The following is a 21311-nucleotide window of genomic DNA, read 5'->3' as shown; positions in this document are numbered from 1 at the left end:
GCCTTTACAAAATGTATAAAGAGACCTTCTAACCTAACAATTACTTTTAATTAGTTATTCTGACTTAAAAATTTGCTCTAGAATTTTTTGAGTAATAGCATACGTTGGCTTTACTCCTGTTGTACCTAAACCTCCTGAGGCTAAGGTACTCCCAGTTTCTAAAGGATTATCTGATGCATAATAAGCATATCTTACTTTTACATTTTCTGATATATTTCCTCTAATTTTTGATGCCGACTGTATTGCTTTTTGGTAGTGAGCACCTTCCATTTCTAACCCAATAGCTCTCCAGGTAGATTTATGAAAAAACTCTAATAAATCTTTATTTTGTAACGAAGTACCTAAAACAGTGACCATTGAACCTTCATAAACATTAAGGCCAAAACCCTCTAAGTCTTCCTTCTTAAGCTCATTTGTAAATGGATAATTATCTGCAGTTCCTTCAAAAATATGAGCTGACGGAATCATAATATCTCCTTTTCCTCCTTGTAAAATACCTGCTTTACCCATTATGGAAACAGATTCAACATTCAAATGATGCGACACTGCTTGATTAGAAACATACGGTTTTAAAAGTTCATCTAACGTTTCAAATGCTTGCTCACCAAAAGCATAATCCATTACTATGATAATAGGTTTTTTATCATCTGTAAGTTTACTTGATAACGAATATTCTGAAGCTTCAAAATCAATTTTAGCAGTATCTATAATCTGAACATTTATATTAGTTCCTGAAGTATCTTTTACATAAATTAATCCTTTTTTGGAAGCTTGCTCTTTTACCCTTTTTTGTAAAGCTATATTTTCTTTATTACTTAGTAATTCAAATAGGGCAATTCCTTTATTTTGTTCAGCTTCTTTTGTTAAAAAGATTGGAGCATAAATAGAATTCATAACACTATGCATATTAGCACTTATGATATGGATTGGTCTTTTTAATAAATTATTTTTATCTAAAACCTCTTTAATTCTATGAGCCCACTTTTCACCATAAATGTGATGTCCAATACGTTCACGTAAAGAAGAGCTAAACACAATTGTTCTCTTTTTGTTATGTAACGTTTCATTTAACGCCAATTTACCCATCCAAAAAATGCAACTAAAAAATTTATTAGGATTTTCTTTTGTTGAAAAACTATTAGTTATGTTTTTCACTTCTATAAAAGTTCTTCCTAAAATATTTGCCAAATGTGTTATTAGAACTTCTCTTTCATTATCTGACAATTTTTTATTATTGATAACAACATCCTCTAAATGCATCCACTCTCTAATAGTAACCCCTTCTTCGTCAATAAGAATATTGTTTTTTATTTTATGCGATTCAATAAAAAGAAATGTTAAATGAGTAAGTACGTCATAAATATCTGATCTTCCTCTTGTAATCTCAATATTCATTTGGTTCTTGTCAATCCGATAACAATTTCTTCGTCTTTTTTCAGGAATAATGGGTTTAAAATGTGAATCTTTATACCCTTCATCAGAAGTAAGGTTAATAAACTGACATTCTTCAATACCTTCAGGCAATCTTTCAATTACGTATAATAAGCCATCAAGTTCAATGTTTTGATCAGCAATAGAGCCATAAATTTCGGGACGTAAAAGCAATAAAGATTCTCTTAACGTTTCTCCAGAAACTCCCATAGGTTTATAAAAGCCCCGATTGAACAAATGCCGCATTGCAGTATACATACGTTCAATAGCGTTCGAAGACTCTTGTGATTTGGTTGGTTTTAAAGTATTCATTCAAATATATTTGAACAAATATACCAAAATACTTACTAAAAAATTAGTTTAATATATTTTGATATTTACTTTCGTCATTTAACACTTCTACAGCCTTTAATATTGCGTTATCATGACGTGCTTTGTGAATATATTCTCCTTTTTTGTAATAATACCTTCTAACAATTTCATTAGTTAAAGCGTCTATAATTTCTGATTTATTCTGAGATAAATCCTTTAGCTTTTGACTATTAATTTTTGAAACTAGATTTTGATACTCTTGAATTATACTTTCACTATACCCCTCTTTTTGAGCTATTTTTAAAGTACTATCTAGATGTTTGTCTGTTTCGGTTTTAAAAACGTTATTATTTTCTGTCAAATACGTTAAAAACTCCTGATATTCAGCATCACTTAAAGTAAAATCCTCTAAGCTTTCAATAGTTTTATGCTTATTAGTATAATTGGTTGCATATATAAAAATAGCATCTGATTCTAATAAAGCTTTTGTAGCATTAGTTCTATCAATTTTATTTAACTTAATGTCTGGTTCAATACCACCTCCGTCATAAACTGTTCTTCCATTTCTTGTTTTAAATGCATTTCGTTTTACATCAGAAAATTTAGATACTTCACCTTTTTCATTTTTATGGGTATAATCTAACTCTTGAATACACCTACCACTTGGCGTATAATATTTAGAAATTGTCAATTTTAATTGTGTTCCGTATGTTAATTTTCGATAACGTTGAACCAATCCCTTACCAAAAGAACGCTCACCAATTATAACAGCACGATCTAAATCTTGTAAAGAACCTGCCACAATTTCAGATGCAGATGCCGAATAACGGTCAATTAATACCGCAATAGGAATATCTAAATCAATAGGCTCTCTTTTAGTTTTATAAGTATCACTCCACTTTTTTACCTTTCCTTTTGTAGTTACAACAATTTCATTTTTTGGTACAAAAAAGTTGGTAATTTCAACGGCTTCATTTAATAAACCACCTCCATTACCTCTAATATCTAGAACAAGTTTAGTCATTCCCTGAGCTTTCAAATCTTCAAAAGCTGCTTTTACACTTGATGATGCTTTTGTGTTAAATTTAATAAAGGAAATATATCCCACTTTATCGTCTAACATTCTATAATATGGAACTGGATCAAATTCATAAGCCTCTCTTTTTAAAGTAACTTTAAAAATCTCGTCTTGTCTTTTTAGTTGTAAAATAACTTCAGAATCTGGATTTCCATTTAACATTAAAACAGCATCTGATACAGGAATAGTATTTAAATCAATTTCATTGATTTTTTGAATTTCATCACCAGCTTTTAAACCTGCTTTATCAGCCATTGCACCTTCATAAAGTTCAGCAATAAAAAGTTTATCATCAATTATTTTAGTTCTAGCCCCTATTCCCGCATTATGGGAAGCTGCATTTATCCTTGCTTTTTCCACCCCTTGTTCGTCATAAAATTGTGTATAAGGGTCTAACTTCTTTAGCATGTTATCAATCGCTGTTTCCGTTAATTCAGCAGGATTGGTTTCATCGATATAATACATATTTAATTCTCTAAATAATGTAGTATATATTTCAATTTGTTTAGCGACTTCGAAAAAGTCAGATTTATAACCAACTGATACTGTTATAACAGTAATTAATACAGTAATAATTCCTAGCTTTTTAAACGTTTTCATGCGGTTAAGAGTTGATTTTTTCCAATAACTTTTTTAATAAAATTATCATTTTTTCTTCTATTTCAACGTATTTTAACTCGTTTTCGTCTATATATGTAAACATAATCACATACTTTTCATCAACAGCTTCGTATAATAAATGTTTGTTTTTTCGATAGGACTCTCTCAGTAAGCGTTTTATTCTATTTCTATCTACCGCTTTTTTAAACCGTCGCTTTGGAGCAGAAAATGCCACTTGAATAGGATAATCTGAAGTATGCTCTACTTTTAAATAAACCAAACGCAATGGATATTTTGACAAGGATTTTCCCTTATCAAACAATGCTCCGATAAGTCTTTTGCTTTTAAGCTTTTCTTCTTTTTTTAATGTAAATCTCACTTAACAAAAATAGTTATTTTGTAACAAGTAAGGATATTTAATTATTTTTATAAAAACATAAAGTTCTTTTAGAATCAATTATTAAATATCTAAAAAAGAAACATAAAGTAAAAAGGAATTCATTATTTTTGAATTTAAAATTAAAAAACAATGTCACAAGATTTATTCCAAGCCCCTGATTATTATCAATTAGATGATTTGTTAACCGATGAACACAAATTGGTTAGAGATGCTGCTAGAGAATGGGTAAAACGCGAAATTTCTCCAATTATAGAAGATTATGCTCAAAAAGCTGAATTTCCTAATCAAATTATTAAAGGATTAGCTGAAATAGGTGCCTTTGGCCCTTATATTCCTGAAGAGTATGGTGGAGCTGGATTAGATCAGATCTCTTATGGATTGATAATGCAAGAAATTGAAAGAGGTGATTCTGGAATACGCTCAACAGCATCTGTACAATCATCTTTGGTAATGTATCCTATTTGGAAATATGGTAATGAAGACCAACGTCAAAAATATTTACCTAAATTGGCTTCCGGAGAACTTATGGGATGTTTTGGATTGACTGAGCCCGATTATGGTTCTAACCCTTCTGGTATGGTTACTAATTTTAAAGACAAAGGTGATTATTATCTTTTGAATGGAGCCAAAATGTGGATTTCTAATGCTCCCTTTGCTGATATTGCTATTGTTTGGGCTAAAGATGAATCTGGAAGAATTCATGGTCTTATTGTTGAACGTGGAATGGAAGGGTTTACAACTCCCGAAACACACAATAAATGGTCTTTAAGAGCTTCTGCAACTGGCGAATTAATTTTTGATAATGTAAAAGTTCCAAAAGAGAATTTATTGCCAAAAAAATCAGGTCTCGGAGCTCCTCTAGGATGTTTAGATTCTGCCAGATATGGAATAGCTTGGGGTGCAATAGGAGCTGCTATGGATTGCTACGATACTGCTTTAAGATATTCAAAAGAAAGGCTACAGTTTGGCAAACCAATTGGAGCATTTCAGTTGCAACAAAAAAAATTAGCAGAAATGATTACCGAAATTACCAAAGCCCAATTATTAGCTTGGCGATTAGGTGTACTCCGTAATGAAGATAAAGCTACTTCTGCACAAATATCTATGGCAAAACGCAATAATGTTGATATGGCATTAACAATTGCTAGAGACGCTAGACAAATGTTAGGCGGTATGGGTATTACTGGAGAATATTCTATAATGAGACACATGATGAACTTGGAATCAGTTGTGACTTATGAAGGCACACACGATATTCACCTACTAATCACAGGATTAGATGTAACTGGATTGAATGCTTTCAAATAAAATATAATAAATTTACTTGCCTATGAGGTATTATTTGTTAGTTCTATTTTTTTTAACCGTTAGTAAAATAAATGGTCAATCAATTAATTCCGATAATGGATATCCAGAACATCTAATTGTTGGAACAATTATAGGAGGTGGTACTTCTTATTTAGTTTATAGAAAAACAAATAACAAACTAACAGCATGGCTTGTAGGCACAGCTACAGCAGTAACTCTTGGATATTTAAAAGAAAGAGTCGATCCGAAGTGGTTTAATGGAAATAGAAGTAAAAAAGATTTTTTATACACCTCACTAGGCGGTGGTATTGGTGCTAGTATTGTAATTCCTCTCAAAAGTAGAAAACCAAAAAGAACACCAAATATTGATAAGGCTTTTAATAACCCACAACAATAGGTGAGTTAACAATTGTAAATATCCTCTCTATTTATTAACCATACATTTCTTTATAATAATCTTTATAAGCACCAGAAGTAACGTTATTTAACCATTGTTCATTATCTAAATACCAGTCGATAGTTTTAGATAAACCTTCTTCAAAAGTTACCGTTGGTTTCCAGCCTAATTCTTTATTGATTTTAGTAGCATCAATGGCATAACGTTTATCGTGACCTGCTCTATCTTTTACAAAAGTTATTAATTTAGCTGCTGTTCCTGAAGGTTGATTTAATTTTTCATCCATTTGCTCGCACAATACCTTTATCAGGTTAAGGTTTGTCCACTCATTAAACCCTCCAATATTATAAGTTTCTGCAATTTTTCCTTTATGAAAAATTACATCAATCGCTTTGGCATGATCTTCAACATAAAGCCAATCTCTTGTATAGTTTCCATCACCATAAACAGGTAAATTTTTACCTGTTTTAATATTATGAATAAATAAAGGAATTAGTTTTTCAGGAAATTGATTAGCTCCATAATTATTAGAACAATTACTAATCTTATATGGTAATTTATAGGTGTTGCCAAATGACCGCACTACATGATCAGATGCAGCTTTTGACGCTGCATAGGGCGATTGTGGATCATAAGGTGTGGTTTCGGTAAACAATCCTGTTTTGCCTAAAGAGCCATATACCTCATCTGTAGAAACGTGATAGAATAATTTTCCTTCAAAATTACCAGCCCATAAATGGCGAAACGCATTTAATAAATTAGCAGTTCCTAACACATTGGTTTCAATAAAATCATTAGGGTTGGTTATTGACCTATCTACATGACTTTCTGCAGCCAAATGAATCACTCCATCAAACTTATACTTTTGAAATAAGTTATTAATAAAGTCAATATCCTTAATATCTCCTTTTACGAAAGTATAATTTGATGCCTCTGCAATATCAGCTATATTTTCTAAATTACCTGCATATGTTAATGCGTCTAAATTATAGATATGATAGTCTGGATAATTATTTACAAATAATCTCACTACATGAGATCCAATAAAACCAGCACCACCAGTAATTAATATATTTTTCATCTTATTCTTTTACTTTAAACAGGATTTTTTTATTCAATTTATATCGTTTACTTTAACGTCTTTTGCCATTTCCAAGCAGATGCCAATGCATCATCTAAACTTAATTCAGCTTTCCATTTTAATTCATTCTGTGCATAGGTTGTGTCAGCATAGGCTTCTGTAATATCGCCTTCCCGACGATCAACAATTTTATAATTTAATTTTTGGTCTGTAGCATTTTCAAAAGCCTTTATAACATCTAAAACAGAACTTCCTTTACCTGTTCCAATATTAAATACTTCAAAATCAGAATTATTTTCTCCATTCAACAGTCTTTTCATGGCAACTGTATGTGCTTTTGCTAAATCAACCACATGAATATAATCACGTATTGCAGTGCCATCTGGAGTTGGATAATCTCCACCAAAAACAGAAAGTTGCTCTCTAATTCCTGCTGCCGTTTGAGTTACGTATGGAATCAAATTTTGAGGAACCCCAATGGGAAGCTCACCAATTTTAGCTGTTTCATGAGCACCTATTGGATTAAAATATCTCAAAGCTATTGCCTTTAAATCAGAAACCTTTGAGGTATCAGCTATAATTTCTTCACCTATTTGCTTCGTATTACCATACGGAGATTCTGCCGTTTTAAAAGGAGCACTTTCAGTTATTGGCATTTGATCGGCTTGACCATAAACGGTACATGAAGAACTAAAGATAAAATTATTTACCTTATTAGTTCTCATCTCTTCTAATAGATAGATTAATGTTGAAATATTGTTATGATAATACATCAATGGTTTTTCAACACTTTCACCAACAGCCTTTGAAGCCGCAAAGTGAATTACACCTTCAACATCCTGATGTTTCTTAAAAAACTCTTGTATTGAAGGTTGGTTCTTTAAATCTAACTTTTCAAATAATGGTTCTTTTCCTGTAATTGAAGTTATCTTATCTAAAACATCAATAGTTGTGTTTGAAAGGTTATCAATAATTACAACTTCAAAACCTTCATTTTGGAGTTCAACCACGGTATGAGATCCAATAAAACCCAAACCACCTGTAACTAAAATCTTACTCATATTAAAAAGTATTAAATTGTAACTGTTTTTCTACCCACAGACTCGTAATAAAATCCATTATTTTCCATGACTTCTAAATCAAACATATTTCTACCATCAAAAATTATAGGATTTTTCAAAAGAGATTTCATCCTATTGAAACTTGGTTGTGTAAACTCGCTCCATTCTGTACAAATTAATAAACAATCAGCATCCTCTAAAATATCATAAGCATTTTTTCCGTACTGAATTTTATTACCATATATTCGCTCTATGTTTGTCATAGCTTCAGGATCGTAAGCAGCAATTTCAACATCTCTTAATAATAATTCATTAATTACATCAATAGCTGGTGCTTCTCTGATGTCATCTGTGTTGGGTTTAAATGCCAATCCCCATATAGCAACTTTTTTATCTTTTAAGTCATCTTTAAAATAACGAGACAGTTTTGGAACCAACGATTTCTTTTGGTTAACATTTACATCAATAACTGATTTTAATATTTTAAAATTATAATTGACTTCATCACTAGATTTTACCAAAGCGTTTACATCTTTAGGAAAACAAGAACCCCCATAACCAATACCCGGGTATAAAAATCGGTTCCCTATTCTAGAGTCTGTACCCATACCAATTCTAACCATATCTACATCTGAACCTATAATTTCACACAGATTGGCTATCTCGTTCATAAAGGTGATTTTGGTCGCTAAAAAGCAATTTGAAGCATATTTAGTAAGCTCTGAAGAGCGTTCGTCCATAAAAATAATTGGCCTTTTGGTACTAATAAAAGGCTTATACAATTTTGATAAAATAGATTTCGCTTTTCTACTTTTTGAACCAATAATAATGCGTTCAGGTTCCATAAAGTCTTTCACAGCATACCCCTCTCGTAAAAACTCTGGATTAGAAACAACGTCAAATTCTACGTCTGTATGACTTGATACAATATCTTTAACAATATCAGAAGTACCCACTGGTACTGTACTTTTATTTATGATTATTTTATAATCTTTAATTAGTTTACCCAAATCATGAGCAACATTTTTAACATAAGATAAATCTGCCGAACCATCCTCATCTTGAGGTGTTGGTAAAGCTAAAAATATGACTGTAGAATCTTTAATTGCTTCTTCTAAATTGGTTGTAAAATACAACCGGTCACCTGATATATTTTTGTGAAAAAGCTCTTCTAAATTAGGTTCAAATATTGGTACTTTTCCATTCTGCATTGCTTTGACTTTGTCTTTATCAATGTCAACACAAGTAACAATGTTTCCCATGTCTGCAAGACATGTTCCTGTAACCAAACCAACATATCCCGTTCCAATTACTGTTAAATTCATACTTATTTATTTATAAAATCCAACACTGTTTTGGTAATAAAATCTTGTTGTTCTTCTTCCAATTCTGTATGCATTGGTAAAGAAATAACCGATTCTACAAGTTGATTAGTTACTATAAAATCAGCCTCATTATATCGCTCATCAGCATAAGCTTTTTGACTATGTAGTGGTACTGGATAATAAATGGCACAAGGTATATTATTATCAATTAAATGTTTGTGTAATGCATCTCTATCTACATCAATTAGCCTTAATGTATACTGGTGAAAAACATGGGTAGAAAAAGCACTAGTGCTTGGTGTAATAATTTTATCCGTATTAGAAAAAGCTTTATTATAATATTCAGCTGCCTTTCTTCTAGCATTACAATAAGAATCTAAATGTGGCAATTTAGCACTTAACACAACTGCCTGAATGCTATCTAAACGTGAGTTTACTCCAACTTCATCATGATAGTAACGTCTGTACATTCCATGATTTACAATACCTCTCAATTTGTGGGCTAACTCATCATCATTAGTAAAAATAGCACCTCCATCACCATAACATCCCAAGTTTTTTGATGGAAAAAACGACGTTGTACCTACATTACCAATTGTACCCGCTTTTTTAGTTGTTCCATCAGAAAACGTATAATCAGCACCAATAGCTTGAGCAGTATCTTCAATAACATATAAGTTATGATCTTTAGCAACTTCTAAAACTGCTTCCATATTAGCACATTGCCCGAACAAATGTACCGGAACTATAGCTTTTGTTTTTGGCGTAATGGCCTTTTTAAGTGCCTCAATATCTATATTAAAAGTATCTGCCTCAACATCAACTAACACAGGTGTTAATTTTAATAAAGCAATTACCTCAACTGTTGCTGCAAAAGTAAAATCAGCTGTTATAACTTCGTCTCCGGGTTGCAGACCTAAACCCATCATAGCAATTTGTAAAGCATCAGTACCATTGCCACAGGGAATTACATGTTTAACATTTAAATAATCTTCCAATTCTTTTTGGAATTCTTTAACTTGGGGGCCATTGATAAAAGCAGTATTATCAATTACATTTTGAATAGAAGTATCTATTTCGCTTTTTATTTTTTTATATTGACTCTTTAAGTCAACCATTTCAATTGGTTTCATTCGCTATCGATTTTTACAATAAACGTACAAAAATACAATTTATTTAACGGTTGATATTGGAAATTCCTATTTTAGCAAACTCTTATGTACTTTATCTATAACATAGCAGTTTATATTACAATTTTTTTTCTTAAAATAATTGCTCTTTTTAATAAAAAAATAGCACTTTTTATTAAGGGAAGAGAAGGTGTTTTCACAAAATTAAAAAACACTTTCAGTACTGAAGATCAGATTATTTGGTTCCATTGTGCCTCTTTGGGTGAATTTGAACAAGGAAGACCTATTATTGAAAAGCTAAAAAAACAACTAATAAATTCTAATTTTTATAATTTTAAAATATTAGTAACCTTTTTTTCTCCATCTGGTTATGAAGTTAGAAAAAACTACAACACGGCAGATTTAGTTGTATACTTACCTTTAGACACTAAAAAAAACGCCAGAAAATTTATAGAAATTGTAAATCCAAAAATGGCTATTTTTGTTAAATATGAGTTTTGGCCAAATTTATTGAAAGCATTAAAAAATAAGCAAATAAAAACAATATTGGTTTCAGGTATTTTTAGAGAAAATCAATCCTTTTTTAAAAAATATGGTAAATGGATGCGAAAATCACTCAATACATTTGATCATTTTTTTGTCCAAAATGAAACCTCAGTAAGGTTGTTAAATACAATAGGTTTTAATAATATTACGCTTTCTGGAGACACCCGGTTTGATAGGGTTTATGAAATTACAAAACAAAAAATTAATTTAGATTTTGCTGAACAATTCAAAGATAATAAAATAACCTTAGTTGCTGGAAGTACATGGCCTAAAGATGAAACTATACTTATAGATTATATTAATAATAATGCAAAACTTAATCAAAAGTATATTATAGCACCTCATAATATTAATTCTCAAAATATTGAAAAGTTAAAGGATCGTATTTCCAAAAAGGTAGTGTTATATTCTGAAATTGAAAATAAAGATTTAAGCCAATTTCAAGTATTAATTATAGACACTGTAGGTATTTTAACTCAGATATATTATTATGGAGATATTAGCTATGTGGGAGGTGGTTTTGGAAGTGGTATCCATAATATTTTAGAACCAGCCACTTTTGGCATCCCAATACTTATTGGTCCTAACTATCATAAATTTAAAGAAGCCAAAGATTTAATTAACTTAAAAGCATGCATATCAATAAACGAAAAATATAAATTAAACGAGACTCTTACCTTATTGTTTGACAATGATGAATTACGAAAAAATAAGGGAAACATTGCCAAAAACTACATTATCGAAAATATTGGCTCTACAAAAAAAATAATAAATTATATCAACAACCAATTCTAACATAAAATGATTAAAGAAAAATTAACTTCCTATTTTAACATAGTTTTTGAAGAGGAGCTTGTAAATGAAATTATAAAAGTAGGTATTTACAAAAGGGTTAAGGAAAATGATTTATTATTAGACTTAGGTGATAAATTTGACAAAATCCCTTTAATACTCTCTGGAGCTATAAAAATTAGTCACGAAGACCACAATGGCGATGAAATTGTACTCTATTATTTAGAACACGGAGATACATGTACTATTACTTTTGGTAGTGGACTTCATGGTTCTAAAAGTGAAATAAGAGGTGTTGCAGAAATGGACTCTGAAATTATTTTTATTCCAGTTAGTAAAATGGACGAATGGTTAGCAAAATATAAATCATGGAGAACCTTTGTAATAGATAGTTACAATACACGATTATCTGAAATGATTGAAGCTATTGATACGCTAGCATTTATGAAAATGGATGAGCGACTTTTTAAATATTTATCTGATAAGGTAAAAATTATGCGAAATCCAATTTTAACAACTACACATCAACAAATAGCACAAGACTTAAATACATCAAGAGTTGTAATTTCAAGATTACTAAAACAACTTGAAAATGAACAAAAAATTAAGCTTTTCAGAAATAAAATAGAAGTTTTAGAATATTAAACTTTATTATAAATGAAATGTAAAATTATAGTACTATTAATAACTATGGTAGGTTTTCTGAGCTGTAAATCAGGTCAAGAAAAAGGTATAACAGGAACATACCATAATCTTAAAAACGATATCAAATTAACTATAAAAGAAACAAATGGATGGGGCGGAATCGAATATATCTTAACAGAGCTAAAAACAAACAAATTGGGAAGATTTGATGGATACGATTATAAGATGACGGTTTTTAAAGATATAAGACCAGATCATTTTGCTTATAAATTAAAATTTTCTGAAGATTATAAATTTGTATTTAGAGAGGATACAGGTGAATTAATTTATGTCAAAAAATATTATTTCAATAAATTGTCTGCCAAAGAAAAAGAAGCTCTCAAAACAAAAAAACTACAATAAACATGATTGATTTTATTTTACAACCTTGGCCTTGGTATGTTTCTGGCCCAGCTATTGCATTTGTTATGCTATTACTCTTCTATTTTGGCAAAACTTTTGGGGTTTCATCTAACTTAGAAACTTTATGTACCATTGGTGGAGCAGGTAGATTCAATAGTTATTTTAATTCTGATTGGAAATCAAACGCATGGAACTTAACTTTTATAGCAGGAACAATAATTGGCGGATTTATTTCTTATCAATGGCTTTCTACTAATGAAGTAATTGCTTTAAACACACAGACTGTACAAGATCTATCTGATATAGGCATACAAAATGCAGGACAAACATACCTTCCAAAAGAAATATTTTCAATTAACTCAATTCTATCCTTTAAAGGAATATTAATTCTACTACTTGGTGGATTTTTAGTTGGATTCGGAGCTCGTTATGCAGGCGGCTGTACTTCTGGACACGCCATTGTTGGATTAAGTAATTTAGAAAAACCATCATTAATAGCTGTAATTGGTTTTTTTATTGGTGGTTTAATAATGACATGGGTCTTAATACCTTTAATTTTTTAAATGATGAAGTATTTTAAATTTTTAGTTATAGGTGTATTTTTCGGAATTATTCTTAGTAAAGCCGAAGTAATTTCATGGTACAGAATTTACGAAATGTTTAAATTTCAATCCTTCCATATGTATGGTATTATTGGCTCCGCAGTACTCATTGGCATTTTAATGGTTCAATTATTTAAAAAAGGAATTATAAAAGACAATAAGGGAATACAAATCAAAATTCCACCAAAAAAAAATGCTTTTAAAGCCAACTTATTTGGTGGTATTATATTTGGGCTAGGCTGGGCACTTGTTGGTGCATGCCCAGGACCTATGTTTATTTTATTAGGTAGAGGAGTTTTAGCAATTGCTATTGTAATTATAGGTGCTGTATTAGGTGCGTTTGTCTATCATAATATTAAAAATAAGCTTCCAAATTAAGCAACTTTTTCTTCGTATCTTTACCTATAGTTTTTCAAAAACTAAAAGATATGTTATCAGACAATTTTGGTAGACAAATTTCCTATTTACGATTAGCAGTAACTGATCGTTGTAATTTGAGATGCCAATATTGTATGCCCGCTCATGGTATTAACATTGTTGATAAAGAAGAGCTGCTCACTTTTAAAGAAATGTACAGAGTTACAAAGGTTTTAAGTGAATTGGGAGTTCACAAAGTACGCCTAACCGGAGGAGAACCTTTTGTACGAAAAGACTTTATCAAATTAGTAGAAATGATTTCATCTAATAAGTTATTAGAAGAAATAAATATTACTACAAATGGAGTTTTAATTTTAAATCATATAAAAAAACTTGAAACTTTAAAAGTTAAAAATATAAACTTAAGTATTGACAGCTTAGACAAAGACAATTTTGCAAAAATTACGAGACGTGATACTTTTGAAAATGTTTTTGAAACCTTAGAAGCTCTCGAAATGAGCTCTTTAAATCTAAAACTAAATTGTGTAGTACAATCTGGTATTAACACTCATGAAATTATTGAGTTTATTGAATTGACCAAACATAAAAAAATTCAAGTTCGATTTATTGAAGAAATGCCTTTTAACGGTGTTGGCCAAAGATTAACGAAAGAAATGTGGAATTACAATAAAATTTTAAACCATATAAAATCTAATTACACAAATATTATCTCTGTGAAATCGAGTAAATCTTCAACTTCACATAACTTTAAAGTACCTAATTATATAGGATCATTTGGCATTATCCCTGCTTTTACAAGAACCATCTGTAATGATTGTAATCGCATTAGAATTACCTCAATAGGAATGCTTAAAAATTGTTTATTTGATAATGGAGTTTTTAATATTAGAGACTTTATTCGACAAGGAGCTAGTGATACAGAGTTAAAACAACTTTTTGTAAGAATTGTAAAACAAAAACCTAAAAATGGTTTTATTGCCGAAGCTAATAGAAAACATAATATTTCTGAGAGCATGTCAACAATTGGAGGATAAATTCAATAAAATATAAAATATGATAACTGTTGAAAAAGCATTAGAAATTATTTTATCGCAATCGCAAGATTTTGGCATTGTAGAAATTCCTTTTATGCAATCCTTAGGACGTGTTTTAAAAGAAGACATTATTGCAGATAGAGATTTTCCTCCATTTGACCGTGTAAGTATGGACGGTATTGCTATAAATTTTGAAGTTTTTGACAAAGGACAACTAACATTTGACATCGAAAATGTCCAAGCTGCAGGAGCTCCTCAATTACCATTAAATAACATGCACAACTGTATTGAAGTAATGACAGGAGCAATTACTCCTAAAAACACCAATACCGTTGTACCTTATGAATTCATTGAAATAACCAATGACCGAGCTACTATTATTCATAAAAGTATCAGAAAAGATCAAAATATACATAAACAAGGCCTAGACAGAAAAAAAAATGACGCTCTAATACCTAAAAATACTATTATTTCTTCAGCTGAAATAGGCGTCTTAGCAACTGTTGGAAAATCTACTGTTAAGGTTGCAAAGTTTCCTAAAATAATGATAATTTCAACAGGTGACGAACTGGTAGAAGTCAATCAAAATCCTTTAAAACACCAAATAAGAAGAAGTAATGCTTATACGCTATTAGCTCTTTTACACAAATTAAATATAAAACCCCAAACAACCCATATTAATGATAATAAGACCATTTTAAAAGAAAAAATCAGTCATTTTTTAAAGGAGTTTGATGTATTATTATTTAGTGGAGCAGTTAGTCAAGGAAAATTTGATTTTTTACCAGAAATTCTAAAAGAGCTAGGTATTAAAAAGCACTTTCATAAAGTAAAACAACGCCCAGGTAAACCCTTCTGGTTTGGGACAATTGCCCCAATTGATATTGATAGAAAAGAAGACTTACAAAACAACGTAACAACAATTTTTGCCTTTCCTGGCAATCCGGTTTCGACCTTTGTAAGTTGCTTAAAATACTTTTATCCCTGGTTGCAAAAATCAATGGGAATAGAACCTCTAAATAAAGAGAAAGCCAGCCTTAATGAAAATTTTTCCTTTAAACCAGAACTGACTTATTTTTTACAAGTACGTCTTCAAAATGAAAACGGAAAACTAATAGCTACACCAATAAAAGGAAAAGGTTCTGGAGATTTAGCTAATTTAGCAGATGCAGATGCCTTTTTAGAATTACCAGCTTATAAAACAGAATTTAAAAAAGGAGAAGTTTATCCGCTCATTACATATAGATAAATGAAAAAAAAATTCTCACATATCAATAAAAAAAATCAGCCTAACATGGTAAATGTGGGTAATAAAGCAGTTACCAAACGTAAAGCTATAGCCAAAGCAACCTTATTTTTAGGTAAAGAAATTGTCGCCAATTTTACAGACAATGATATTATTACAAAAAAAGGACCTGTTTTTCAAACGGCAATTGTGGCTGGTATTCAAGCTGTAAAAAAAACTTCTGATTTAATACCCATGTGTCATCCTTTATCGATTAATGGCATTAGTATAAACATTGATATTGTTGACCAAGAACATTTAGAAATTTTATGTACAGTAGATATTGAAGGAAAAACAGGTGTTGAAATGGAAGCCTTAACAGGAGCTACAGTTACAGCTCTTACGATATATGATATGTGCAAGAGTATTTCACAAAAAATAATTATCAAAGAGGTTAAATTGTTGGAAAAAAAGGGAGGCAAATCAGATTATAAATCTTAGTGAAATGGATGTAAATAAACACCAAAAACATACAAAACTAAAAAGGCGTGAAAATGAAAATTTCGCTCCTAATGAAATAGCTATTTTAGGCACAAAATGCTCAATTATTGCTGATTTTGTTCAAAAAATGAGTAAAAAACTGCAAAATCAAGCAAAAATAGGCTACTTAGATGCTTCACATTCTGAAACAGTTGATAGACCAAATTATGATAGTTTTGTGTTTCATCAATCAGGAAATTTAGACACCTCACAAAAAACAGAAATAAATTTGTATAATGAACGTATTCGATTTTCTCAACACGATTTACTTTTTATCAATGGGAACCACTATCAAGGCGAAAAACAGATCTTAATTTTAGACAACAAGAAAAAAGACTCTCTAAAAAAACGATTAGACCAATTAACACGAATTCAGTTTATTATTAAGCTAAATGATGAGTCAGATTATTTTGACTTTTTACTAGAAAAATTTCCTCATATTAGAAATATTAAAATCTATTCTATTGCAGAAGAAGACGCTATTGCAAAACATATCAATAATTTAATTCAAGAAAAAATTGCTCCCATAAATGGTCTGGTATTGGCAGGAGGTAAAAGTACACGAATGGGAAAGGATAAAACTCAATTAAACTACCATGGAAAACCCCAATTACATCATGCAGTTCAATTGCTTGAAAGAAATTTATTAAATACCTATATTTCTGTTGCCAACGGAATGGCTTCTGAAATAGACCAAACAATTGATGACAAGTTTATAGGTTTAGGTGCTTTTGGAGCTATTTGTTCAGCTTTTCAGTATAATCCAAATAAGGCGTGGTTAGTTTTTGCAAGTGACTTACCTTTTGTAAATACAGAAGTAATTCAACTGCTTTTAAAGCATAGAAATCCTTCTAAAATAGCAACCACACTCAAAGGAAAATCAAAACCTTTTGTTGAACCTTTAATCACTATTTATGAGCCAAAAGCCTACCCAATACTTTTAAGTTATTTAGCTCAAGGTTATACTTGTCCACGAAAAGTATTACTAAACTCAGAAATTGAAATTATTGAGGTTGATGATCATTTAATTAGAAACATCAATACACCAGAAGAATATCAACAAGCAAAAAAAGAAATTGATGGCTAAAACATTACATATTTTAAATGGAGATAGTACTGCTTCTACTTTAAAAAAATCTTCCATTGATGGTGACATTATCGTTTGGCGAGAAATGCTCTGTGATGGTCCCGTTTGTAATCAAGTTGGGAGCGATAAATTTTGGATGGATAGATATGCTTTTTTTGAAAAGGAATTAGGCATCAGTAAATTAGAATATTATGATAAAACCATACAAGAAATTATAAAAATAAAAAATGTTTCCAATTACAATGAAGTAATACTATGGTTTGAATATGATTTATTTTGCCAAATCAACTTAATGGCTTTATGCACCTATCTACTAAAAAATTATAGTAAATCAGTCTCTTATTATTTGGTTTGTGTTGGTAGAGAAAAAGATAAGGGACAATTACAAACATTAGCAGATTATAATGCAGAAGCATATCCAAAGTTACTTGAAAGCAAATTAAAACTAAGCCGAAATAAATTGTTATTTGCCAAACAATGTTGGGAGTTATATGTTGAGAATAATCCTGAACAACTAAAAGAATTCGATTTTAAAAAACAACCAACATTTGCCTATTTCCAAAAGGCTATAAACCAACATTTAAAACGATTTCCAAAATCAAATGGACTGAATCAAATTCAGCAAAAAATATTAGAAGTTATTGATAATCAACATTTAAAAAAAGATAAAATTATAAAAGAAATGTTGTTTTGGCAACAGAAGGAAACTATTTATGGCTTTGGCGATATACAATATTCTTATTATATAGACAAATTGAATGAATATTATTGTTTGAATGATGAAAGTTACCAACTAAACGAAAAAGGTAAAAATATTATACAAACTTAGCAACTTCTTTTTTTAAAGATACGAATAAAAACAAATGAATATTTCGTCGAAACAACTATTTATCCGTCAAACTACATTGTCTGAAGTAGGTGAAAAAGGACAACTAAAACTCCAACAAACACGTGTTTTAATTGTAGGATGTGGTGGATTAGGAAATTCGGTAGCAACTTCATTGGCGGCAAGTGGAATAGGAACTATTCATCTAGTAGATTTTGATAAAATTGATGTCACCAATTTACACCGTCAACTATTTTTTACCACAGAAGATATAGGAAAACCGAAAGTAAATATCTTAGGACAATATTTAAGAAAAATAGCTCCATTTACGCAGGTATTTGAGCATAATTTAGTCGTAAATAAACAAACAGTACAAAAATTAATAGCTGACGTTGATTATGTACTCGATTGTACGGATAGTTTACCAACAAAATACTTATTGAATGATACTTGTGTGTTAGAAAATAAGCCTTTTATTTATGGTTCAATTTATAAGTTTGACGGCTATGTAGCTAGTTTTAATATTCTCCAAAAAACTGGTGAATTTAGTGCCAATTTACGTGATGCTTTTCCTGAAATGACAAAAAATAATATTCCTAGTTGTTCAGAAATTGGTACGCTTAATAGCATTGTGGGTATTATAGGCATGTTTCAATCAAACGAAGTTTTAAAACTAGTTTGTAACATTGGAAAACCTCTAATTAATGAGCTACTTATTTATAATAGTCTCGAGAATACCCAATACAAAATGAACTTAAAAAACTCATTTGATAGCGAACATATTTCATTACTTTTTAAACAAGAAAGTTATTTAGATATTAGTTGTAGCCCTCAAAATACAGCTCTATTAATCACCTCAACAGAATTAAAAAAAATAATTAATCAGAGCTACAAAAAGGAAGTACATATTATTTCTGTAATAGAAGATATTTCAACATCTTTGCCCTTTCAAGTCGATGCTAAAATACCGTTGTCGTCATTCAACGAGATTGTAGGTTATATAGAACAAAATAATAATGTAATTAACTCAACATTTATATTTGTATGCCAAAAAGGAATTAGTAGTTATACCGCAACTCAAAAAATTAAAGAAAAATATCCTGATATTAAGGTATTGAGCCTCAAAGAAGGAATAAGCAATTTTTAATTTAATTAATTTTTGCTTAAGCATAAAAAATTCATAACACTTCAATGCAAAAACCAATAGAATTTTACAAGGCTGAAAAAGCAAAATACGAACTGGAATTAATTTCATTAAAAAAGAAATTAGCATTATCTAGTACTATTAGATTACTTCTTTTTTTAGCAATTGCCTTTGGTATTTACTTTTTTTTCGGAAATTTTAAAATAGTTATAGGTATTACAATTGTAGGTATTGCTCTATTTTTATACTTAGTTCTCAGACATGGAGACCTACAATACAAACGCGATTTTCTTAATCAATTAATAGCTATTAACACTACAGAAATTGAAGTGTTAAACGGAAACTACCTTCATTTAGATGAGGGATTGGCTTATGAAAATCCTAAACATTTTTACAGCTATGATATTGACCTATTTGGTAAGGGTTCTTTCTATCAATTTGCAAACAGAACAGTAACTAAAGAAGGTGCTGATGAATTTGCCAACCAATTGACTTTAAATAATATTGATGCCATTGAACAAAAACAAAATGGAATAAAAGAATTAGCTAAAATTGCACAGTGGCGACAAGAATTTTCGGCAATTGGCAGTTTGGTTAATGTAAAACATCCGGCAAAGCATATTATAAAATGGATTCATAATTACAAAGCTGGTTTACCAAAATTCATGGCATTTTTGCCAAGAGTTTTTGCTTTAATTTCTGTGATTTTAGCTGTGTTAATCAGTTTTGACGTAGTTACCTATCACTTTTTATTGGTTTGGTTTTTTATTGGCTTAGGTATTGCAGGTGCATATTTGAAAAAGGTGAATGCTATTTATGATGATGCAGGAAAAGCAAAAGATACATTTAAGCAATATCATAAATTGTTAGATAAGATAGAAGGTTCAACTTTTTCTTCTGAAATTCTTATTGCTCAGCAAAATGCCATTAAAACAGAAAAGGAAAAAGCCTCAGTTATTTTTAAAAAATTCTCTAAAATTTTAGATGCTTTAGATCAACGTAATAACATGATAATGGCTTTTGTTGGTAATGGCTTATTGTTGTGGGATGCACACCAAGCTTTTAAAATTGAAAATTGGATAAATACGTATAAAAATAAAGTTGAAAATTGGTTTAAAGTAATTGCTTTTTTTGATGCACAAAATAGCTTAGCAAATTTTGCATTTAATAATCCAAATTATGTATATCCTAAAATAAATTCGGATAAAAACGTGATTAACGCTAAAAAGTTAGGGCATCCATTGTTGAAAACCACCAACAGAATTGACAATGATTATACCATAGAAAACCAGCAGTTTTTTATTATTACTGGAGCTAATATGGCTGGTAAAAGTACTTTTTTAAGAACGGTTTCCCTATCAATAGTCATGGCGAATATGGGCTTACCTGTTTGTGCTAAATCTTATGAATACTCTCCAATAAAATTGATTACAAGCATGCGTACTACAGATTCTTTAGCGGATGATGAATCGTATTTCTTTTCAGAATTAAAACGCTTAAAATTTATTGTAGAAGAAATAAAGAATGACAATTACTTTATCATTCTTGATGAGATTTTAAAAGGAACAAACAGTACAGATAAAGCGATTGGATCTAAAAAGTTTGTACAGAAACTGGTAGCTTCAAATTCTACAGGAATTATTGCTACACACGACCTTAGCCTTTGCGAAATTGAAAAGGAACTTACGGCCATTAAAAACTATTATTTTGATGCCGAAATCATCAATGACGAACTTCATTTTGACTACCGACTAAAAACAGGAGTTTGTAAAAATATGAATGCTTCGTTTTTATTAAAAAAAATGGAGATAGTTTAATAAAACATACAATTATTTTTTACGGTTTCAACCGTAAAAAATTGCGGTTATTTATAGAATATTTTGAGGTTTTTAATAAAAAATTATAATTTTTTTTCTCTAAATTAGTAACTACTATATACAAAAACCATTATAGTAGAATCTTATTGC

The 21311-nt window shown here is 30.1% G+C and carries 21 protein-coding genes; 14 read left to right on the top strand and 7 right to left on the bottom strand.

From position 1 onward, the window contains the following. Positions 1 to 54: 54 nt before the first annotated feature. Genes EGM88_RS08415 through rnpA form a run of 3 tightly spaced genes read right to left on the bottom strand, consistent with a single transcriptional unit; the run spans position 55 to position 3800 of the window. On the bottom strand, positions 55 to 1743 hold the full coding sequence (locus tag EGM88_RS08415) for a DUF6909 family protein (protein WP_123897535.1): 1689 nt from the start codon (positions 1741 to 1743) through the stop codon (positions 55 to 57). 43 nt (positions 1744 to 1786) lie between these two features. Continuing rightward, positions 1787 to 3421 (bottom strand): S41 family peptidase, encoded by a 1635-nt coding sequence (locus tag EGM88_RS08410; protein ID WP_123897534.1) that lies wholly within the window; start codon positions 3419 to 3421, stop codon positions 1787 to 1789. Between the two features lie 4 nt (positions 3422 to 3425). Continuing rightward, entirely contained in the window at positions 3426 to 3800 is a 375-nt protein-coding gene (gene rnpA, locus EGM88_RS08405; protein WP_123897533.1) for a ribonuclease P protein component, read from the bottom strand. A gap of 150 nt (positions 3801 to 3950) precedes the next feature. On the opposite strand from rnpA, the gene EGM88_RS08400 reads away from it, so the two are divergent. Further along, the gene (locus EGM88_RS08400; RefSeq protein ID WP_123897532.1) at positions 3951 to 5129 is read left to right on the top strand and encodes an acyl-CoA dehydrogenase family protein; all 1179 of its coding nucleotides are present in this window, start codon (positions 3951 to 3953) and stop codon (positions 5127 to 5129) included. Between the two features lie 22 nt (positions 5130 to 5151). Further along, a complete protein-coding gene (locus tag EGM88_RS08395) occupies positions 5152 to 5526 on the top strand; it encodes a hypothetical protein (protein WP_123897531.1) in 375 nt (124 codons plus the stop codon). A gap of 34 nt (positions 5527 to 5560) precedes the next feature. On the opposite strand, the gene rfbB is transcribed toward EGM88_RS08395, so the two are convergent. From rfbB to EGM88_RS08375, 4 genes are read right to left on the bottom strand one after another with little or no spacing between them, the layout of a single operon-like run. Further along, positions 5561 to 6607, bottom strand: coding sequence for a dTDP-glucose 4,6-dehydratase (gene rfbB, locus EGM88_RS08390; protein WP_123897530.1), 1047 nt, complete (start codon positions 6605 to 6607; stop codon positions 5561 to 5563). Between the two features lie 47 nt (positions 6608 to 6654). Further along, the gene (gene galE, locus EGM88_RS08385; protein ID WP_123897529.1) at positions 6655 to 7668 is read right to left on the bottom strand and encodes a UDP-glucose 4-epimerase GalE; all 1014 of its coding nucleotides are present in this window, start codon (positions 7666 to 7668) and stop codon (positions 6655 to 6657) included. A gap of 11 nt (positions 7669 to 7679) precedes the next feature. Further along, a complete protein-coding gene (locus tag EGM88_RS08380; RefSeq protein WP_123897528.1) occupies positions 7680 to 8993 on the bottom strand; it encodes a UDP-glucose dehydrogenase family protein in 1314 nt (437 codons plus the stop codon). 2 nt (positions 8994 to 8995) lie between these two features. Further along, positions 8996 to 10126, bottom strand: a complete 1131-nt coding sequence (locus EGM88_RS08375) for a DegT/DnrJ/EryC1/StrS family aminotransferase (protein WP_123897527.1) — start codon at positions 10124 to 10126, stop codon at positions 8996 to 8998. Between the two features lie 84 nt (positions 10127 to 10210). On the opposite strand from EGM88_RS08375, the gene EGM88_RS08370 reads away from it, so the two are divergent. Genes EGM88_RS08370 through EGM88_RS08315 form a run of 12 tightly spaced genes read left to right on the top strand, consistent with a single transcriptional unit; the run spans position 10211 to position 21161 of the window. Beyond that, the gene (locus EGM88_RS08370; protein WP_123897526.1) at positions 10211 to 11464 is read left to right on the top strand and encodes a 3-deoxy-D-manno-octulosonic acid transferase; all 1254 of its coding nucleotides are present in this window, start codon (positions 10211 to 10213) and stop codon (positions 11462 to 11464) included. Positions 11465 to 11470: 6 nt separating this feature from the next. After that, on the top strand, positions 11471 to 12106 hold the full coding sequence (locus EGM88_RS08365; RefSeq protein ID WP_123897525.1) for a Crp/Fnr family transcriptional regulator: 636 nt from the start codon (positions 11471 to 11473) through the stop codon (positions 12104 to 12106). A 12-nt stretch (positions 12107 to 12118) separates the two neighbouring features. Then, the gene (locus EGM88_RS08360; RefSeq protein WP_123897524.1) at positions 12119 to 12508 is read left to right on the top strand and encodes a hypothetical protein; all 390 of its coding nucleotides are present in this window, start codon (positions 12119 to 12121) and stop codon (positions 12506 to 12508) included. Between the two features lie 5 nt (positions 12509 to 12513). Further along, the gene (locus EGM88_RS08355) at positions 12514 to 13071 is read left to right on the top strand and encodes a YeeE/YedE family protein (RefSeq protein WP_238988413.1); all 558 of its coding nucleotides are present in this window, start codon (positions 12514 to 12516) and stop codon (positions 13069 to 13071) included. 3 nt (positions 13072 to 13074) lie between these two features. Beyond that, positions 13075 to 13488 carry a DUF6691 family protein gene (locus tag EGM88_RS08350; RefSeq protein WP_123897522.1) on the top strand — a complete coding sequence of 138 codons (414 nt, stop codon included), beginning with the start codon at positions 13075 to 13077 and terminating at the stop codon, positions 13486 to 13488. Positions 13489 to 13538: 50 nt separating this feature from the next. After that, entirely contained in the window at positions 13539 to 14522 is a 984-nt protein-coding gene (moaA, locus tag EGM88_RS08345; protein WP_123897521.1) for a GTP 3',8-cyclase MoaA, read from the top strand. 19 nt (positions 14523 to 14541) lie between these two features. Continuing rightward, positions 14542 to 15771, top strand: a complete 1230-nt coding sequence (locus EGM88_RS08340; protein ID WP_123897520.1) for a molybdopterin molybdotransferase MoeA — start codon at positions 14542 to 14544, stop codon at positions 15769 to 15771. Beyond that, the gene (gene moaC, locus EGM88_RS08335; RefSeq protein WP_123897519.1) at positions 15772 to 16248 is read left to right on the top strand and encodes a cyclic pyranopterin monophosphate synthase MoaC; all 477 of its coding nucleotides are present in this window, start codon (positions 15772 to 15774) and stop codon (positions 16246 to 16248) included. It abuts the gene before it with no gap. Positions 16249 to 16252: 4 nt separating this feature from the next. Further along, entirely contained in the window at positions 16253 to 17374 is a 1122-nt protein-coding gene (locus EGM88_RS08330) for an NTP transferase domain-containing protein (protein ID WP_123897518.1), read from the top strand. Further along, positions 17367 to 18203, top strand: coding sequence for a DUF1835 domain-containing protein (locus tag EGM88_RS08325; RefSeq protein WP_123897517.1), 837 nt, complete (start codon positions 17367 to 17369; stop codon positions 18201 to 18203). The genes EGM88_RS08330 and EGM88_RS08325 overlap by 8 nt, the downstream gene beginning before the upstream one ends. A 34-nt stretch (positions 18204 to 18237) precedes the next feature. Next, positions 18238 to 19347: a HesA/MoeB/ThiF family protein gene (locus tag EGM88_RS08320; protein WP_123897516.1), complete on the top strand. Its 1110-nt coding sequence runs from the start codon at positions 18238 to 18240 to the stop codon at positions 19345 to 19347. A gap of 44 nt (positions 19348 to 19391) precedes the next feature. Further along, positions 19392 to 21161 (top strand): MutS-related protein, encoded by a 1770-nt coding sequence (locus EGM88_RS08315; protein WP_123897515.1) that lies wholly within the window; start codon positions 19392 to 19394, stop codon positions 21159 to 21161. Positions 21162 to 21311: the final 150 nt, after the last annotated feature.

This window comes from Aureibaculum marinum (assembly GCF_003813905.1).
Taxonomy (GTDB): domain Bacteria; phylum Bacteroidota; class Bacteroidia; order Flavobacteriales; family Flavobacteriaceae; genus Aureibaculum; species Aureibaculum marinum.
The sequence above is the reverse complement of the archived record's forward strand: the minus strand, read 5'-3'. Positions and strand labels throughout refer to the sequence as shown.

Bases quoted from the DNA above. Each gene is read 5' to 3' on its own strand.
- EGM88_RS08415 (WP_123897535.1), bottom strand. From the start codon at position 1,743: ATGAATACTTTAAAACCAACCAAATCACAAGAGTCTTCGAACGCTATT.
- EGM88_RS08410 (WP_123897534.1), bottom strand. From the start codon at position 3,421: ATGAAAACGTTTAAAAAGCTAGGAATTATTACTGTATTAATTACTGTT.
- EGM88_RS08400 (WP_123897532.1), top strand. From the start codon at position 3,951: ATGTCACAAGATTTATTCCAAGCCCCTGATTATTATCAATTAGATGAT.
- EGM88_RS08395 (WP_123897531.1), top strand. From the start codon at position 5,152: ATGAGGTATTATTTGTTAGTTCTATTTTTTTTAACCGTTAGTAAAATA.
- rfbB (WP_123897530.1), bottom strand. From the start codon at position 6,607: ATGAAAAATATATTAATTACTGGTGGTGCTGGTTTTATTGGATCTCAT.
- galE (WP_123897529.1), bottom strand. From the start codon at position 7,668: ATGAGTAAGATTTTAGTTACAGGTGGTTTGGGTTTTATTGGATCTCAT.
- EGM88_RS08380 (WP_123897528.1), bottom strand. From the start codon at position 8,993: ATGAATTTAACAGTAATTGGAACGGGATATGTTGGTTTGGTTACAGGA.
- EGM88_RS08375 (WP_123897527.1), bottom strand. From the start codon at position 10,126: ATGAAACCAATTGAAATGGTTGACTTAAAGAGTCAATATAAAAAAATA.
- EGM88_RS08370 (WP_123897526.1), top strand. From the start codon at position 10,211: ATGTACTTTATCTATAACATAGCAGTTTATATTACAATTTTTTTTCTT.
- EGM88_RS08365 (WP_123897525.1), top strand. From the start codon at position 11,471: ATGATTAAAGAAAAATTAACTTCCTATTTTAACATAGTTTTTGAAGAG.
- EGM88_RS08360 (WP_123897524.1), top strand. From the start codon at position 12,119: ATGAAATGTAAAATTATAGTACTATTAATAACTATGGTAGGTTTTCTG.
- EGM88_RS08350 (WP_123897522.1), top strand. From the start codon at position 13,075: ATGAAGTATTTTAAATTTTTAGTTATAGGTGTATTTTTCGGAATTATT.
- moaA (WP_123897521.1), top strand. From the start codon at position 13,539: ATGTTATCAGACAATTTTGGTAGACAAATTTCCTATTTACGATTAGCA.
- EGM88_RS08340 (WP_123897520.1), top strand. From the start codon at position 14,542: ATGATAACTGTTGAAAAAGCATTAGAAATTATTTTATCGCAATCGCAA.
- moaC (WP_123897519.1), top strand. From the start codon at position 15,772: ATGAAAAAAAAATTCTCACATATCAATAAAAAAAATCAGCCTAACATG.
- EGM88_RS08330 (WP_123897518.1), top strand. From the start codon at position 16,253: ATGGATGTAAATAAACACCAAAAACATACAAAACTAAAAAGGCGTGAA.
- EGM88_RS08325 (WP_123897517.1), top strand. From the start codon at position 17,367: ATGGCTAAAACATTACATATTTTAAATGGAGATAGTACTGCTTCTACT.
- EGM88_RS08320 (WP_123897516.1), top strand. From the start codon at position 18,238: ATGAATATTTCGTCGAAACAACTATTTATCCGTCAAACTACATTGTCT.
- EGM88_RS08315 (WP_123897515.1), top strand. From the start codon at position 19,392: ATGCAAAAACCAATAGAATTTTACAAGGCTGAAAAAGCAAAATACGAA.